Below are 16,914 nucleotides of genomic sequence, written 5' to 3' on the forward strand. Positions count from 1 at the left end.
GTTGCGATCATGCAAGCGGAAAATGCGGCATTGCAGCGAGAGCGTCCGCCGCAAGCCCGCCAGCCAGCCCGTCGCGGATCAGTTTGAGGGAAACGGCCAGAAGCGCCCAGGTGACAAGGCGGAAGAACAGCGCCTCGGGCAGGATCTTGACCAAACGGAACCCGGCAAAGACCGCCAGAACCGCCGCCGGGGTCAGCATCGCAGCAACGCGCAGGTTCTCCAGGCCCAGCTGCCCCAGCGCGGCATAGGGCACCAGCTTGAGCGCGTTCACATAGGCAAAGGCGATGGTTGTGGTGCCGGCAAAGGCCAGCTTGGACAGGCGCAGCGGCAGCACCCAGACCTGCCAGGGCGGGGCGCCGGAGTGGCTGACGAAACTGGTGAAGCCCGCCACCGAGGTCCAGACCAGTCCCGACACCGCGTTGGCCGGCCGGGCCGGCGCGTCGCGCCCCCGGCCCAGCAGCAGGCTGGCGGCGAAACCGGCCCCGACCCCGCCAACGATCAACCGCACCGCCCATTCCGGCACGCTCTGGGCGGTGGCCCAGCCGACCCCGGTTCCGATGGTCAGCCCCACCACGCCGATGGACAGGACGCGCCGGTCGAAATTGTGGCGATAGGCCCAGACCCCGAAGACATCCGACACGATGAACACGGGCAGCATCAGCCCGGCCGCTGTCACCGGGTTGATGACCAGCGACAGCAGCGGCACCGACAGCATGGCTACGACGGGCAGGCCGCCCTTGCTTAGCCCCACGCTGACCGCGGCCAGCAGCGCCAGCGTCCAGAACAGCGGTCCTTCCATGGTGTCCTGCCCCCGATCGCATGGGAATCACCGGCGTCCCCGTCCCGGGCGCCCGGCATGTCGCGCTTTAGCGCAAACAATCCCGCGGTTACAGCACCCTGCCCCGGCAGGCTTGCGCGGCGGTGTGCAAAGGACTACCCAAGCGCCGATACAAAACGGAACGGACAGAGGATCCTTTCACCATGGCCAGACCCAGAATCGCCCTCATCGGCGCCGGTCAGATCGGCGGCACGCTCGCCCATCTGGCCGCGATCAAGGAACTCGGCGACGTCGTGCTTTTCGACATCGCCGAGGGCACGCCCGAGGGCAAGGCCCTCGACATCGCGGAATCCGGTCCCTCCGAAGGGTTCGACGCCACGCTCAAGGGCACACAGGACTATGCCGATATCGCCGGGGCAGACGTTTGCATTGTCACCGCCGGCGTGCCACGCAAGCCGGGCATGAGCCGGGACGACCTGCTGGGTATCAACCTCAAGGTCATGAAGGCTGTGGGCGAAGGCATCGCCAAGAACGCCCCCGATGCCTTTGTCATCTGCATCACCAACCCGCTGGACGCCATGGTCTGGGCGCTGCGCGAATTCTCGGGCCTGCCCCATGAAAAGGTCTGCGGCATGGCCGGGGTACTCGACAGCGCCCGCTTCCGGCATTTCCTGGCCGAGGAATTCAATGTCTCGATGAAGGACGTCAGCGCCTTCGTGCTGGGCGGCCACGGCGACACAATGGTGCCGCTGACGCGCTATTCCACCGTTGCCGGCATCCCCCTGCCCGACCTCGTTCAGATGGGGTGGACCACGCAGGACAAGCTCGACGCCATCGTGCAGCGCACCCGCGACGGCGGGGCCGAGATCGTCGGCCTGCTCAAGACCGGCTCGGCCTTCTACGCGCCCGCGACCGCCGCCATCGAGATGGCCGAGGCCTATCTCAAGGACCAGAAGCGCCTGCTGCCCGCGGCGGCGCATGTCGATGGGGCCTACGGGCTGAACGGCTTCTACGTGGGCGTGCCCACCGTGATCGGCGCGGGCGGCATCGAGCGCGTGGTCGAGATCAAGATGAACAAGGATGAACAGGGCATGTTCAACCACTCGGTCGATGCGGTGAAGGACCTTGTCAGCGCCTGCAAGGGCATCGACGAAACGCTGGCCTGACTGCGGCCCGGCGACGTATGCGAAGGGGTGCCCCGCGCGGGTGCCCCTTTTTTCTGCACACTCGGACGAGGCCGTGACTAGGCCCTTGCGGTGATTCTCGCCGCGCGGCTCGCCCAAAATTTTAGGATACCGTTGTATACCCAAAATCGTGATCACAGTTTTGACGGTGTGATCACAAATGTCGGATTTTCCCGGGACGCAGGGAAATAGGCCTTTTGGCCGCCGCCCCGGCTGTGTTTGTCTTCGGAAAAATCCATCGAACCGAGGGACAATCATGAACATCCACGAATACCAGGCGAAGGCGCTGCTGCGCTCCTACGGGGCGCCGGTCAGCGACGGGCGCGCCGTCCTGAAGGCGGAAGAGGCCAAAACAAAGGCCGGCGAACTCGACGGGCCGCTCTGGGTGGTCAAGGCGCAGATCCACGCCGGCGGCCGCGGCAAGGGGTCGTTCAAGGAGGACAGCGCCGGCGAGGCGGGCGGCGTGCGCCTGGCCAAGTCGGTGGAAGAGGCCGCCGAAGAGGCGCGCAAGATGCTGGGCCGCACCCTCGTGACCAAGCAGACCGGCCCCGCCGGCAAGCAGGTCAACCGCATCTACATCGAAGACGGGTCCGGGATCGAGAGCGAGCTTTACCTCGCGCTGCTGATCGACCGCGTCACCGGCCGCGTGTCCTTCGTCGCCTCGACCGAGGGCGGCACCGACATCGAGGAGGTCGCCGAGTCCACGCCCGAGAAAATCCTGTCGCTCTCGGTCGATCCGGCCACTGGCTACCAGCCCTTCCACGGCCGCCGCATCGCCTTCGCGCTGGGCCTCGAAGGGGCGCAGATCAAGCAGTGCGTCGCGCTGATGGGCACGCTCTACCGGATGTTCGTGGAGAAGGACATGGAACAGCTGGAGATCAACCCGCTGATCGTGACAGACAAGGGCGACCTAAAATGCCTCGACGCCAAGATGGGCTTCGACGGCAACGCCATCTACCGCCAGTCCGACATCGGCGAGCTGCGCGACACCACCGAGGAGGACGCCAAGGAACTGGAGGCGTCCAAGTACGATCTCAACTACATCGCGCTGGACGGCGAGATCGGCTGCATGGTCAACGGCGCGGGTCTGGCCATGGCGACCATGGACATCATCAAGCTTTACGGGGCCGAGCCGGCGAACTTCCTCGACGTGGGCGGCGGCGCGACCAAGGAAAAGGTGACCGAGGCCTTCAAGATCATCACCAGCGACGCCAACGTCAAAGGCATCCTCGTCAACATTTTCGGCGGCATCATGCGCTGCGACGTCATCGCCGAAGGCGTTGTCGCGGCCGTCAAGGACGTCGGCCTGACCGTGCCGCTGGTGGTGCGCCTGGAAGGCACCAACGTCGAGCAGGGCAAGGAGATCATCAACAACTCCGACGTCGACGTGATCGCCGCCGACGACCTGAAAGACGGCGCGCAGAAAATCGTCAAGGCAGTGAAAGGCTAACCCGGATGGCAATCCTCATCGACGAAAACACCAAAGTCATCTGTCAGGGCTTGACCGGCTCGCAGGGCACCTTCCACACCGAACAGGCCGTCGCCTATGGCACGCGGATGGTCGGCGGCGTCACCCCCGGCAAGGGCGGCACAACGCATCTCGACCTGCCGGTCTTCAACTCGGTCCACGAGGCGATGCACGAGACGCAGGCCAATGCCTCGGTCATCTACGTGCCGCCGCCCTTCGCCGCCGACTCGATCCTCGAGGCGATCGACGCCGGGATCGAACTGATCGTCTGCATCACCGAGGGCATCCCGGTGCAGGACATGGTCAAGGTGCAGCGCGCGCTGGAAGGTTCCAGCAGTCGCCTTGTCGGGCCCAACTGCCCCGGGGTCATCACGCCCGACGGCTGCAAGATCGGCATCATGCCCGGCCACATCCACAAGCGCGGGTCGGTCGGCGTGGTGTCGCGCTCAGGCACGCTGACCTACGAGGCGGTCAAGCAGACCTCGGACATGGGGCTGGGCCAGTCCACCGCCGTGGGCATCGGCGGCGACCCCATCAAGGGAACCGAACACATCGACGTGCTGGACATGTTCCTTGACGACGACGAGACGCAGTCGATGATCATGATCGGCGAGATCGGCGGCTCGGCCGAGGAGGACGCCGCCGAATTCCTGGCCGAACAGAAGAAAAAGGGCCGCTGGAAACCCATCGCGGGCTTCATCGCCGGGCGCACCGCGCCGCCGGGCCGCCGCATGGGCCACGCCGGCGCCATCGTCGCCGGCGGCAAGGGCGACGCGGAAAGCAAGATCGAGGCGATGAAATCCGCCGGGATCGTCGTCGCCGACAGCCCCGCCACCCTGGGCGAGGCCGTGATGGACGCCATCGAGAAGGGCTGAGCCGCTGAAAGACCACGCCATGATGGACCCGGACAAGCACCCGGCACGACCGCGCAAGGAGGCCCTCGCTTCGGCCCTTTTCTTCGTGTTGTGCCTGTGTCTGGGTCTGATCGTTCTGGCCGCGCAGGCCCGGGCCGCCGTGCCCGGGCCGGTTGCGCACTCGGGGGCCGCCACCCCCTGCTGCATCGAAAGAAGGTAGTCGCGCCATGACCGACCAATCCCCCAACGACGTCTTCCATGCCTCCAGCTTCATGCAGGGGCACAACGCGGAATACATCGAACAGCTCTACGCGAAATATGCCTCCGACCCCGGGGCGGTCGACGACAGCTGGCGCGATTTCTTCAAGGCGCTGGGCGACACCCCGGCCGACGCCCGCGCCGAGGCCGCGGGCCCCAGCTGGGCGCGGCCCGACTGGCCGCCGCACCCCAACGACGACCTGACCGCGGCGCTCGACGGCCAGTGGCCCGCCGACCCCAAGGAGGCCAAGGCCGCCGGCGACAAGATCAAGGCCAAGGCCGAGGAAAAGGGCGTGGGCCTGACGCAGGAACAGGTCCGCCACGCCGTGCTCGACAGCATCCGGGCGCTGATGATCATCCGCGCCTACCGCATCCGCGGCCACCTGGTGGCCGACCTCGACCCGCTGGGCATGCGCGACCAGACCCCGCACCCCGAACTCGACCCGAAATCCTACGGGTTCGAGGAAAAGGACATGGACCGGCCCATCTTCATCGACAACGTGCTGGGCCTCGAAGTGGCCTCGATGCGCGAGATCCTGGCCATCGTCCAGCGCACCTACTGCGGCACCTTCGCGCTGCAGTACATGCACATCTCCAACCCCGAGGAATCCGCCTGGCTGAAGGAACGGATCGAGGGGCTGGGCAAGGAAATCGCCTTTACCCAGACCGGCCGCAAGGCGATCCTCAACAAGATGGTCCAGGCCGAGGGCTTCGAGAAATTCCTGCACGTCAAGTACATGGGCACCAAGCGGTTCGGCCTTGATGGCGCCGAGAGCCTGATCCCGGCGATGGAGCAGATCATCAAGCGCGGCGGCAGTCTTGGCCTCAAGGATATCGTCATCGGCATGCCGCACCGCGGCCGGCTCAACATCCTGGCCAATGTCATGGGCAAGCCCTACCGCGCCATCTTCCACGAATTCCAGGGCGGCAGCTTCAAGCCCGAGGATGTCGACGGCTCGGGCGACGTGAAATACCACCTCGGGGCCTCGTCGGACCGCGAATTCGACGGCAATTCGGTGCACCTGTCGCTAACGGCGAACCCCTCGCACCTGGAGGCCGTCAACCCGGTCGTGCTGGGCAAGGTCCGCGCCAAGCAGGACCAGTTGAAAGACACCGACCGCACGGCCGTCATGGGCGTCCTGCTGCACGGCGACGCGGCCTTTGCCGGCCAGGGCGTCGTGGCCGAGGGCTTCGGGCTGTCGGGCCTGCGCGGCCACCGGACGGGCGGCACCATGCACCTTGTCGTCAACAACCAGATCGGGTTCACCACCGCGCCGCACTTCTCGCGCTCCTCGCCCTATCCCACCGATATCGCGCTGATGGTCGAGGCGCCGATCTTCCACGTGAACGGCGACGACCCCGAGGCGGTGGTTCATGCCGCCAAGGTCGCCACGGAATTCCGCCAGAAGTTCCACAAGGACGTGGTCATCGACATCATCTGCTATCGCCGCTTCGGGCACAACGAAGGCGACGAGCCGATGTTCACCAACCCGCTCATGTACAAGAAGATCAAGCAGCAGAAGACGACCCTGACGCTGTACACCGATCGGCTGGTCAAGGACGGGCTGATCCCCGAGGGCGAGATCGACGAACAGAAAACCAAGTTCCAGAGCTACCTGGGCGACGAGTTCGAGGCCGGCAAGGAGTATCGGCCCAACAAGGCCGACTGGCTGGATGGCAAGTGGTCCGACATGGACCAGAAGGGCGAGAATTACCAGCGCGGCGAGACGGCCATCAAACAGGCCACCTTCGACGAGATCGGCCGCGCGCTGACCACCGCGCCCGAGGATTTCACGACCCACAAGACGGTGGCCCGCCTGCTCGAGACCAAGCGCAAGATGTTCGAAACCGGCGAGGGCTTCGACTGGGCCACCGCCGAGGCGCTGGCCTTCGGCAGCCTGATGACCGAGGGCTACCCGGTGCGGCTGTCGGGGCAGGACAGCGCCCGCGGCACCTTCAGCCAGCGCCATTCTGCCCTGGTCAGCCAGGAGACCGAGGAACGCTACTACCCGCTCAACCACATCCGCGAGGGGCAGGCCCGCTACGAGGTCATCGACTCGATGCTGTCGGAATACGCGGTTCTGGGCTTCGAGTATGGCTATTCCCTGGCCGAACCCAACGCGCTGACCCTTTGGGAGGCGCAGTTCGGCGATTTCGCCAACGGCGCGCAGATCATGTTCGACCAGTTCATCAGCTCGGGCGAGAGCAAGTGGCTGCGCATGTCCGGCCTGGTCTGCCTGCTGCCCCACGGCTGGGAGGGCCAGGGTCCCGAGCACAGTTCCGCCCGGCTGGAACGCTTCCTGCAGATGTGCGGCGGCGACAACTGGATCGTGGCCAACTGCACCACCCCTGCCAACTACTTTCACATCCTGCGGCGGCAGTTGCACCGAACCTACCGCAAGCCGCTGATCCTGATGACGCCGAAATCCCTGCTGCGCCACAAGCTGGCCGTCAGCACGGCCAAGGAATTCCAGACCGGCAGCAGCTTCCATCGCGTTCTGTGGGATGACGCGCAATACGGCGTGTCCGACACCGAGCTGGTGGCCGACGACAAGATCAAGCGCGTCGTCATGTGCTCGGGCAAGGTCTACTATGACCTTCTGGAAGAGCGCGACAGCCGCGGTATCGACGACATCTACCTGATGCGGTTCGAGCAGTTCTATCCCTTCCCGGCCCAGTCGGCGGTGAAGGAGCTTCAGCGCTTTCCCAACGCCGACATGGTTTGGTGCCAGGAGGAACCCAAGAACCAGGGCGCCTGGTTCTTCATGGAGCCGAACCTCGAATGGGTCCTGACCCGCATCAAGGCCAAGCACACCCGCCCGATCTATGCGGGCCGCCCTGCCGCCGCGTCGCCCGCCACCGGCCTCGCCTCGCGCCACAAGACCGAACAAGCGGCGCTCGTGAACGACGCGCTGACCATCAAGGGGAAATGATCCAATGACCGAAGTCCGTGTCCCGACCTTGGGCGAAAGCGTCACCGAAGCCACGGTGGCCACATGGTTCAAGAAACCCGGCGACAGCGTCGCCGCCGACGAGATGCTCTGCGAGCTTGAGACCGACAAGGTCACGGTCGAGGTGCCCGCCCCAGCGGCCGGCACCCTGTCCGAGATCGTCGCCGCCGAAGGCGAGACGGTGGGCGTGGATGCCCTGCTGGCCCAGATCGGCGAAGGCGGTGCCAAACCGGCGGACACGCCGGCCGCCAAGGCCGACGACGCGCCAAAGGCATCCGACGCCGCGACGGGTGGGGACAGCATGGATGTCATGGTGCCCACGCTGGGCGAGAGCGTGACCGAGGCGACCGTCTCGACCTGGTTCAAGAAACCGGGCGAGGCTTTCGCCGCCGACGAGATGCTCTGCGAGTTGGAGACCGACAAGGTCTCGGTCGAAGTGCCCGCCCCGGCGGCCGGTGTCCTGTCGCAGGTTCTGGCCGAGGAAGGCAGCACCGTCGAGGCCGGCGGCAAGCTGGCCGTGATGTCCACCAGTGGCGAGGCCGCCCCGGCCGAGAGCGCCGCCGAAAAGCCGGCCCCGGCCGCGGCCGCACCGGACAGCACCGGCAAGGATGTCGAGGACGCCCCCAGCGCCAAGAAACTGATGGCCGAGAACGATGTGTCCGACGTCAAAGGCACCGGCCGCGATGGCCGGGTCATGAAAGAGGACGTGCTCAAGGCCCTGTCCGAGCCCAAGCCCGAGGCGGCCGAAACCGCCCCGGCGGCCAAGGCCCCCGCCCGCGCGCCGGTGCCCGCCGACGACGCCAGCCGCGAGGAACGGGTCAAGATGACCCGCCTGCGCAAGACCATCGCCCGCCGCCTGAAAGAGGCGCAGGACACCGCGGCGATGCTGACCACCTACAACGAGGCCGACATGGGCCCCGTCATGGACCTGCGCAACGAATACAAGGACCTGTTCCTCAAGAAGCACGGCGTGAAGCTGGGCTTCATGTCGTTCTTCGTGAAGGCCTGCTGCCATGCCCTGCGCGAGGTGCCCGACGTCAATGCCGAGATCGACGGCGATCACGTCGTCTACAAGGACTACGTGCACATGGGCGTGGCCGTGGGCACGCCCAACGGTCTGGTGGTGCCGGTGCTGCGCGACGCGCACCTGAAAAGCTTTGCCGCCATCGAACAGGAGATCGCCGACCTGGGCACCCAGGCCCGCGACGGCAAGCTGGGCATGGCCGACATGCAGGGCGGGTCCTTCACCATCTCCAACGGCGGGGTCTACGGGTCGCTCATGTCCTCGCCCATCCTGAACCCGCCGCAGTCGGGTATCCTCGGGATGCACAAGATCCAGGACCGGCCCATGGCCGTGAAGGGCCAGGTGGAAATCCGCCCGATGATGTACCTGGCGCTGTCCTACGACCACCGCATCGTCGACGGCAAGGGCGCCGTGACCTTCCTGGTCCGCGTCAAGGAAGCGCTGGAAGACCCGCGGCGGCTGCTGATGGATTTGTGACTTTGGCGCGGTTAAATGCGGGGGATTTTGAAGATCTACCCACCGAACCGAAGGCTCAGTGGCTAGCTTTGCGCGACAAGCTTGAAGACCGTCTGGACCACGCCGAGGACCTGGATATAGGCGTGACTGTTCAAGATATGATGCAATATGCACATACGCTTTCAGCTGCCGCTAAGACGCTGCAGGTCGGAGAACTATCGCCACCGGCACCTGCCAATATATCGGAGGAATTCTCACTCTTCCGAGCGCAAGTTGGGGGATTGGCAACCGAACTATCATTGAAATCAGCTTGGGAGGGTCACTCTTCCACAATGCTGTCGTCGGCTGTGCAGGCGGAGTTGCTTGAGCAGACAGCAAGCCTCCGAAGCCACATCTGGGAGAACAAGGATAGCATTCGGAACTATGAGAAGCTTATTCAGCTCTTAGAGGCCCTAGAAGCAGAAATACGTCGTGGGCAGATTGATCTAGGCAGATCCATGAGGACCCTTGCTCTAGTTGCAGCAGGAGTATGCTGCACAACAGCATTTCTTGCCGATGCTCCACAGGCAATTGCGACGATTCAAAGAATTCTGGGTCAGCAGATTGAGGCAAACGAAGGTAAGGATACCTCGCTTTCGCTTCCAAATGATCCGGCCACGCCACTCCTGCCTTCACCACCCAAAAGCATTTCCGGACCGAAATCCGATTAGTGGATATGACCCCCGAACGCGCCTTCCTTTCCCCGTCACCCTCGGGCTTGACCCGAGGGTCTCATGCATCCCTGCTCCCCCCATGTTCGTGTACATGATGACGAACAAACCTTACGGAACACCATACATCGGCGTCACGAATGATCTGATCCGCCGTGTCCACGAACATCGGACACACGCGGTCGAGGGCTTTACGGATCGGTATAACCTTGAACGCCTTGTCTGGTTCGAACAGCACGCCGCACCGGCGACGGCCATTCAGCGTGAAAAATCCCTCAAGCGTTGGAAACGTGCGTGGAAAGTGGGGCTGATCGGGTCGTCCAATGCCGCGTGGCGGGACCTTTGGCCAGAGATCGTCGGAGCAAGTCCGACGATGACGCAAGAGAGACCCCAATGACCCCCGAACTCCTCGTCCTCACCCTCGCTGTTCTGCTGCAGGCCGCGCAGTTCGTGCTCTACTCGGCCCTCGCGCAGAAACAGGTGGGCACCGATTACGCCGCCTCGCCCCGCGACGAGGGGCGCGACCTGACCGGCACGGCCGGCCGCGCGCAGCGTGCGCTGAATAACCATTTCGAGAGTCTTGCCCTCTTTACCCCCGCCGTTCTGGTGATAACCCTTACTGACAAAACCGGCACGGTCACCGCCGCTTGCGCCTGGGTCTACCTGGTGGCCCGCGCCCTTTACGTGCCCGCCTACCTGCTGGGTTGGGTGCCCTGGCGCAGCCTGATCTGGGGCGTCGGGTTTCTTGCCACCATGGCCCTGCTTCTGGCAGCCTTGATCTGATCGCGGGCCGGCCCGCACCCATAACGAAGGAACACCCCTCATGGCATCCTATGACGTCATCATCATCGGCTCCGGCCCCGGCGGCTATGTCTGTGCGATCCGCTGCGCGCAACTGGGCCTGAAAACGGCCGTTGTCGAGGGGCGCGAGACGCTGGGCGGCACCTGCCTGAACGTGGGCTGCATCCCCTCCAAGGCGCTGCTGCACGCCACGCACATGCTGCACGAGGCCGAGCACAATTTCACCGAGATGGGCCTGAAGGGCAAAAGCCCCTCGGTCGACTGGACACAGATGATGGCCTACAAGGACAAGACCATCGGCCAGAACACGCAAGGCATCGAATACCTGTTCAAGAAGAACAAGATCGACTGGCTCAAGGGCTGGGGCTCGATCCCCGAGGCCGGCAAGGTCAAGGTCGGCAACGACACCCACGAGGCCAAGCACATCATCATCGCCAGCGGGTCCGACGTGGCCAGCCTGCCCGGCGTCGAGATCGACGAGGACACCGTCGTCTCCTCGACCGGGGCGCTGTCACTCAAGAAACCGCCCAAGAAGCTGGTCGTGATCGGCGCCGGCATCATCGGGCTGGAACTGGGCAGCGTCTACCAGCGCCTCGGCGCCGAGGTGACGGTGATCGAATACCTCGACGCGATCACGCCCGGCATGGACGGCGAGGTGCAGAAAGGGTTCCAGAAACTGCTGAAAAAACAGGGCATGACGTTTGTGATGGGGGCCGCCGTTCAGGGGGTCGAGACGCTCAAGACCAAGGCCAAGGTGACCTACAAGCTGCGCAAGGACGACAGCGAGCATGTGCTGGACGCCGACACGGTGCTGGTCGCCACCGGCCGCAAGCCCTACACCGACGGGCTGGGGCTGGAGTCGCTGGGCGTCGAGATGACCGATCGCGGCCAGGTCAAGACCGACGCGAATTTCGCCACCAACGTGCCGGGCGTTTATGCCATCGGCGACGCGATTACCGGGCCGATGCTGGCCCACAAGGCCGAGGACGACGGCATGGCCCTTGCCGAGACCCTGGCCGGCCAGGCCGGGCACGTCGATTACAACCTGGTGCCGGGCGTGATCTACACCCACCCCGAGGTCGCCAACGTCGGCCAGACCGAGGAACAGCTCAAGGAGGCCGGCCGCGCCTACAAGGTCGGCAAGTTCTCCTTCATGGGCAACGGGCGGGCCAAGGCGAATTTCGCCGGTGACGGGTTCGTCAAGATCCTGGCCGACAAGGAAACCGACCGCATCCTGGGCTGTCACATCATCGGCCCGGCGGCGGGCGACCTGATCCACGAGGTCTGCGTGGCCATGGAATTCGGCGCCGCGGCCGAGGATCTGGCGCGGACCAGCCACGCTCACCCGACCTATTCCGAGGCGGTGCGCGAGGCCGCCCTGGCCTGCGGCGACGGCCCGATCCACAGCTGATCCGGCGCCGGACCATCTACAAGAGAGGGCCCCGCATCCCGCCGGGGCCCTTTTTTCGTCGCCGGCCGCAAATCGCCGCGGCGCTGTCGAAAACCTGCCCCAAAGACGTGCCAACCTCGGATCAGATCAACGCCACAGCAGGATCGATCCGATGCAACAGGTTCTTGCCCGACTTGCCCTTGCCCTTGTGTTGACCCTCTCGATCGCGCCCCCCGCCAAGGCCGAGTCGAGCGGCGGGATGTGGCGGCAAGAGCTTTTTCGGCTGTCCGACACTGGAATACCCACCGCATCGGGCGGCACCTTCGCCCTGTGCCACCTTGTCGAGTCCCTGACCGTGGCCTCGATCCCGGTCCGCTCCAAGATCACGTCCTATGCCCTGTCCGAGGAAGACTGCACCGGCACCGCGTATCGGCCGTTATCACCCACAGCCTTCGACCAGGCCCAGGCGGCCGGGGCGCTGCCGGCCGACCTGCCGGCCACGCCACGGATGACGCCGCAGAGGCTCGTCGCGGGCCATGCCGGGCCGATTGTCCTAGCCGGGGTATTGTTTTTCGCCATCCTGGCCTGGTTGATCCACGGCCGCCTGGAACGTGGCCGCCGCCGGATTTCGGACAGCCTCGCGATCAACGCGCTGGCGGCGATGTCCCATGTGGCGATATCGGACGGGGACGTTGACGACCGCGAGGTCGCGCACATCGCCGTTGTCCTGACCGGCCTGACCGGGCGCAGCTACCCGCCGACCCGGGTGCGCGACATGATCTACCAGGTGCAATCCCATATCGGCGATATCGACGCGCTTGGCGACGGCCTGAGCGAGGACGAATGCCGGATCGTGATGGAATCGGCGCTGCGTGTTGCCGTGGCCGATGGCCGGATTCATCCCAGCGCCTACCAGCAGATCAGCAAGATCGCGCACCGGCTGCGCATCGGCGGGGCGGACTTTCGCGATGCGCTGGCACGGATCGCAGCGACCATGACACCTGGCACCAAGGCCGCCTGATCATACCTTCAGCATCCGCAATCCCTGCGTGGCGTCGCTACGCACCGCCAGACGCAGGCCGGGTTCGTCGCCGGCCTTGAGGGCGGCCAGGATCAGCTTGTGATTACGGGGCGGCTCGGTCCGTCGCAACTGGCCATAGAGCTTGGACATGGTCGGCCCCAGCTGCAGCCAGACGGTTTCGGTGATGGCCAGCATCGCCGGGGCCTGAGAGCGCAAATAGAGCGTGCGATGGAATTCCAGGTTCAGGCGGATATAGCCGCTGGCATCGTGCCGGGCGATCATCTGCCGGACCCGGCCATTGATCTCTTCCAGCCGCTCGATCAGTGTCAGATGCGCGCGTGGCAGCGCCCGGCTGGCCAGTTCCGGCTCCAGAAGGGCGCGCAGGGCGGCCAGTTCCTCGATGCGTTCGTTCGACAGCTCGGGGGTGAAGACCCGCCCCGACGAGGACAGCGACAGCGCGCCCTCGGCCACGAGACGGCGCACCGCCTCGCGCGCGGGGGTCATCGAGACACCGAAGTCCTTGCCGATGCCGCGCAGCGTCAGGTGCTGGCCCGGGTGAATCTCGCCGTGCAGGATGCGCAGCCGCAGAGCCCTGTAAACCCGGTCATGGGCAGCACCGGTGGGTTCCGTGGCCTTGGAATGAATAAGCATGGCTCTTTGTGATCACGAAACGACGCGCCGTCAATCTCGGGCCTGCTTGCGCGTGATCAGTCAAAGCGGATGCGATGCAGCGCGGTGCCCTCTTCGCGCAGCCACCGGCGCGGGCCGGCGTGGTCGGGAAACAGCCGCGTCACTGCGGCCCAGAAGGCCGGGGAGTGGTCCATGTGCGACAGGTGCGCCACCTCGTGCGCGGCGACATAATCCAGCACCGCCGTGGGGGCCATGATCAACCGCCAGGAAAACATCAGGTCCCCGCGCGCCGAGCAGGACCCCCAGCGCGAGCGCGTGTCGCGCAGCGTGATCCGGCCATGGGGCCGGCCCAGTACAGCCGCGTGCCGGTCACAGGCGGCGACCAACACCTCGCGGGCCTGGGTCTTTAGAAAGCCCGCCAGCCGCGGGCCCAGCCGGTCCGCCTCTGGCGGGGCCAGCAGGCGGTCGCCGTCGAGCCGCACGCCGCGCCGCGCGCCGGGCACAAGCGTCACCCGGCCCCCGCGGAAGGGCAGCGTCTGGCCGAAGGCGGGTCGCTGTTCGGGGACGACGCTGGCCAGTTGTGCGCGCAGCCAGCCCGACCGGTCCTGCACGAAGGCGCGGGCCTCGCGTTCGGGCACGCGCGCGGGGAGCGTCAGGGTGGCGCGCCCGTCCAGCCGCGACACCCGCAGCGTCAGCCGCCGCGCCCGCGCGGTGCGCCGGATATCAACCTCAATCGGAGGGTTGCCTTCAACGACCAGACGGCCCATACGCGCCCTTCAGGATATGCCCGCGTGTTAGTCTTTGACACGCCAAAACGCTTATGGCAGGTGGCGACGATCACGCCAAGTGCTGCCATTTCGCACAGAGGAAACAACGATGCCCAAGGAAGAATGGGGAATCAAACGGGTTTGCCCGACCACCGGCAAACGGTTCTACGACCTGAACGCCGATCCCATCGTCAGCCCCTACACGGGCGAGGTGGTCCAGGTCGAGACGGGCAAGACCCGCACCATGGTCGCCGATGCCGCGGACGCCCAGTCGAAAAAGACCGACGAGAAGAGTTCGGATGACGAGGAAATCGTCCTCGACGACAGCGGGGAAGAGTCCGAGGCCAACCTTGGCGACGACGTTCTGGAAGATGACGACGACGACGATGTCTCGCTCGACGATCTGACCGACGTGGCCGCACCGGGCGAGGACACCTGACGCCACCAGAGAATCCGGCGCGGGCCGGAATTTTCGCTTGATCTCCTCCGCGCCCGTGCGTAGAGACCACGACGTTGCCGCAGGGCAATGACACTGATGGGGCCTTAGCTCAGCTGGGAGAGCGCTTGCATGGCATGCAAGAGGTCAGGGGTTCGATCCCCCTAGGCTCCACCATTCTCTTTCAATGTCAGCATGATAGCCGGGCGACGGGCGTGTTCGCCCTGCGCGTTCTCTTACACCCTGCAGGGGCACTACCCCCGCGTTCCGACACGGAGCCGCTCACAGCGGCTGACGCAGGACCCCGGCGGGCGGCAGGTCTCCGGCGTCGGTCGTGACCGTGGCGTCGGTGTAGTTGAACCAGAACCGCTCGGTGCCCGTGTCGCGGATGCGCACACCCTCGGGCATGGGGCGCAACGTCAGCCCGGCGCGGTCGGCCAGATCGGCCACCAGCCGGTCGAACCCCGGCCCGTCCAGCCAGCCCGCCAGATAAGTCAGCACCCCGAAGCGCCGCGCCACCGGCTGGCCGGTTTCCGTTTCAAGCTCGGTCTCGCCCGCGCCCGCGATCTCGTCGAGGTAGCCGGTGACGGCCCCGCCCCCGGCTAGCGGCACGGGCATGTCGGGGCGCATCGACTCGACGCGGGTCACTTTCAGATCGATCCCGGGCAGGTCCGGCGGCAGCGCGGCGGGGATGGCCATGTCGCGGGTGCGCGCCGCGGCGCGGGGGCCGAGCACCACCTGCGCCTCGGTTTCCAACAGCGCCGCCTTCAGATCATTGGGCAGGATCATCAGACCGGGCGCCAAAATCGCCCGGTAGCCCGTCAGTGCCGCGGCCTCGGGGCGGACGATGTCCACCGACAGCCCGGCCCGGCGCAGCGCGCGGTAACCCTCGAACACCAGCCCGAAATACGAAAGCCCCGCGCCATGCGGCTGCACGTCCCAGGCCCAGTCGGCCTCGTAGTCGAAGATCAGCGCCACGGGCGCCTGCGCGGGCTGCACCTGGGGCGCCTCGGTGATCTCGGCGGCGACCTGCCGGGCCTCGTCCATCGCGGGGGCCTCGGCGCTGTCGGGGCGCAGCAGGCCCGCGTGCATCTGTTCCTGCGCGAACGGTGCCTGGCGCCAGCGGAAATAGCAGACCGCCTCGGCCCCGTGCGCAAAGGCCTCCCACGTCCAGAGCCGCACCATGCCCGGCAGCGGCGCGGGGTTGTAGGGTGCCCAGTTCACCGGGCCGGGCTGCTGTTCCATCACCCACCAGCGCCCGCGCCCCACGGCGCGGTACAGATCATGGTGAAAGGCCTGGAAATCCGGGTCGCCCTGGCGGGTGTAGCGGCGCTTGTGCGAGTCCCCGGCCCCGACGACGTTTTCCAGAAAGCCCAGCGGGTAGCTATCCCAGGAGGCGATATCCAGATCATCGCCCACCGCGTAGTGGTCGAAATCCGTGACCCGGCCCATGTAGTTATGCGCGATGGGCGCGTCGGACCGGGCGCGGATGATCTCGGCCTGCGCGCGGTTGAACCGCACCACCTGGTCAGAGCTGAACCGCCGGAAGTCCAGCACATGCGAGGGGTTCGGTTCCGTCACGGTCAGATTGGGGAGGTCCACGTCATCGAAACGGGCATAGTCCATCGACCAGAAGACATTGCCCCAGGCGCGGTTGAGCGCCTGCACCGACTGGTACCGTTGCGCCAGCCAGTCGCGAAAGGCCGCCCGCGCGGCTTGGGAATAGGACAGGATGGTGTCGTGACAGCCGTATTCGTTGTCCGTTTGCCAGGCCGCGACGTAGGGATTGCGGCCATAGCGGTCGGCCATGAGCGTGACGATCCGGCGGCATTCCTCAAGATAGCCCGCGTGGCTGAAACAGTAATGCCGGCGCGAACCGAACTTGCGCGGGTGGCCCTGCGCATCGACGGCCAGCATGTCGGGGTGCTTGTCCACCACCCAGCGCGGCGGCGTCGCGGTGGGCGTGCCCAGCACCACTTTCAGCCCCGCTTGCCCCAGGACCGCGATGGCGCGGTCCAGCCAGTCCCAGCGCAGATCGCCCGGCGCGGGCTCGATCCGGGCCCAGGCGAACTCGCCGATGCGCACCCAGGTCAGCCCGGCGGCGGCCATGCGCGCGGCGTCCTCTTCCCAGACCTCTTCGGGCCAGTGTTCCGGGTAATAACAGGTGCCAAGCGTGCGCTGCATCG

At 65.9% G+C, this 16,914-nt stretch carries 15 protein-coding genes and 1 tRNA gene; 12 read left to right on the forward strand and 4 right to left on the reverse strand.

Annotation, left to right across the window (positions count from 1 at the left end; genetic code table 11):
* Positions 1 to 7: 7 nt before the first annotated feature.
* Positions 8 to 799: a sulfite exporter TauE/SafE family protein gene (locus BU124_RS03215; RefSeq protein WP_084861015.1), complete on the reverse strand. Its 792-nt coding sequence runs from the start codon at positions 797 to 799 to the stop codon at positions 8 to 10.
* A 182-nt stretch (positions 800 to 981) separates the two neighbouring features.
* Between BU124_RS03215 and mdh the strand changes: the two genes are divergently transcribed.
* The 10 genes from mdh to BU124_RS03265 all read left to right on the forward strand — a co-directional run bounded on the left by mdh (position 982) and on the right by BU124_RS03265 (position 12,895).
* Positions 982 to 1,944, forward strand: coding sequence for a malate dehydrogenase (gene mdh, locus BU124_RS03220; RefSeq protein WP_084861016.1), 963 nt, complete (start codon positions 982 to 984; stop codon positions 1,942 to 1,944).
* 274 nt (positions 1,945 to 2,218) lie between these two features.
* A complete protein-coding gene (sucC, locus tag BU124_RS03225; RefSeq protein ID WP_084861017.1) occupies positions 2,219 to 3,412 on the forward strand; it encodes an ADP-forming succinate--CoA ligase subunit beta in 1,194 nt (397 codons plus the stop codon).
* 5 nt (positions 3,413 to 3,417) lie between these two features.
* A complete protein-coding gene (gene sucD / locus BU124_RS03230; RefSeq protein WP_084861018.1) occupies positions 3,418 to 4,305 on the forward strand; it encodes a succinate--CoA ligase subunit alpha in 888 nt (295 codons plus the stop codon).
* 206 nt (positions 4,306 to 4,511) lie between these two features.
* Complete coding sequence (locus tag BU124_RS03240) at positions 4,512 to 7,475, forward strand: 2-oxoglutarate dehydrogenase E1 component (protein WP_084861020.1); 2,964 nt, start codon at positions 4,512 to 4,514, stop codon at positions 7,473 to 7,475.
* Between the two features lie 4 nt (positions 7,476 to 7,479).
* Positions 7,480 to 8,994 carry a 2-oxoglutarate dehydrogenase complex dihydrolipoyllysine-residue succinyltransferase gene (gene odhB / locus BU124_RS03245; RefSeq protein ID WP_084861021.1) on the forward strand — a complete coding sequence of 505 codons (1,515 nt, stop codon included), beginning with the start codon at positions 7,480 to 7,482 and terminating at the stop codon, positions 8,992 to 8,994.
* Positions 8,995 to 9,062: 68 nt separating this feature from the next.
* Positions 9,063 to 9,683, forward strand: coding sequence for a hypothetical protein (locus BU124_RS14525; protein WP_143529867.1), 621 nt, complete (start codon positions 9,063 to 9,065; stop codon positions 9,681 to 9,683).
* Positions 9,684 to 9,765: 82 nt separating this feature from the next.
* Complete coding sequence (locus BU124_RS03250) at positions 9,766 to 10,080, forward strand: GIY-YIG nuclease family protein (RefSeq protein ID WP_084861022.1); 315 nt, start codon at positions 9,766 to 9,768, stop codon at positions 10,078 to 10,080.
* The gene (locus BU124_RS03255) at positions 10,077 to 10,466 is read left to right on the forward strand and encodes an MAPEG family protein (protein ID WP_084861023.1); all 390 of its coding nucleotides are present in this window, start codon (positions 10,077 to 10,079) and stop codon (positions 10,464 to 10,466) included. The genes BU124_RS03250 and BU124_RS03255 overlap by 4 nt, the downstream gene beginning before the upstream one ends.
* Positions 10,467 to 10,506: 40 nt before the next feature.
* On the forward strand, positions 10,507 to 11,895 hold the full coding sequence (gene lpdA, locus BU124_RS03260) for a dihydrolipoyl dehydrogenase (RefSeq protein ID WP_084861024.1): 1,389 nt from the start codon (positions 10,507 to 10,509) through the stop codon (positions 11,893 to 11,895).
* A 151-nt stretch (positions 11,896 to 12,046) separates the two neighbouring features.
* The gene (locus tag BU124_RS03265) at positions 12,047 to 12,895 is read left to right on the forward strand and encodes a TerB family tellurite resistance protein (RefSeq protein WP_084861025.1); all 849 of its coding nucleotides are present in this window, start codon (positions 12,047 to 12,049) and stop codon (positions 12,893 to 12,895) included.
* Here BU124_RS03265 and BU124_RS03270 read toward each other — a convergent pair whose 3' ends face one another.
* Both BU124_RS03270 and BU124_RS03275 read right to left on the reverse strand, forming a co-directional pair.
* Positions 12,896 to 13,546, reverse strand: coding sequence for a GntR family transcriptional regulator (locus tag BU124_RS03270; RefSeq protein ID WP_084861026.1), 651 nt, complete (start codon positions 13,544 to 13,546; stop codon positions 12,896 to 12,898).
* Between the two features lie 56 nt (positions 13,547 to 13,602).
* The gene (locus BU124_RS03275; protein WP_084861027.1) at positions 13,603 to 14,292 is read right to left on the reverse strand and encodes a M48 family metallopeptidase; all 690 of its coding nucleotides are present in this window, start codon (positions 14,290 to 14,292) and stop codon (positions 13,603 to 13,605) included.
* Positions 14,293 to 14,401: 109 nt separating this feature from the next.
* Between BU124_RS03275 and BU124_RS03280 the strand changes: the two genes are divergently transcribed.
* Complete coding sequence (locus tag BU124_RS03280; RefSeq protein WP_084861028.1) at positions 14,402 to 14,731, forward strand: TIGR02300 family protein; 330 nt, start codon at positions 14,402 to 14,404, stop codon at positions 14,729 to 14,731.
* A gap of 98 nt (positions 14,732 to 14,829) precedes the next feature.
* Positions 14,830 to 14,905 (forward strand) — tRNA-Ala (locus BU124_RS03285).
* A gap of 105 nt (positions 14,906 to 15,010) precedes the next feature.
* On the opposite strand, the gene BU124_RS03290 is transcribed toward BU124_RS03285, so the two are convergent.
* Complete coding sequence (locus BU124_RS03290; RefSeq protein ID WP_084861217.1) at positions 15,011 to 16,912, reverse strand: beta-galactosidase; 1,902 nt, start codon at positions 16,910 to 16,912, stop codon at positions 15,011 to 15,013.
* Between the last annotated feature and the right edge of the window lie 2 nt (positions 16,913 to 16,914).

The organism is Salibaculum halophilum (assembly GCF_002094885.1).
Classification (GTDB): Bacteria; Pseudomonadota; Alphaproteobacteria; order Rhodobacterales; family Rhodobacteraceae; genus Salibaculum; species Salibaculum halophilum.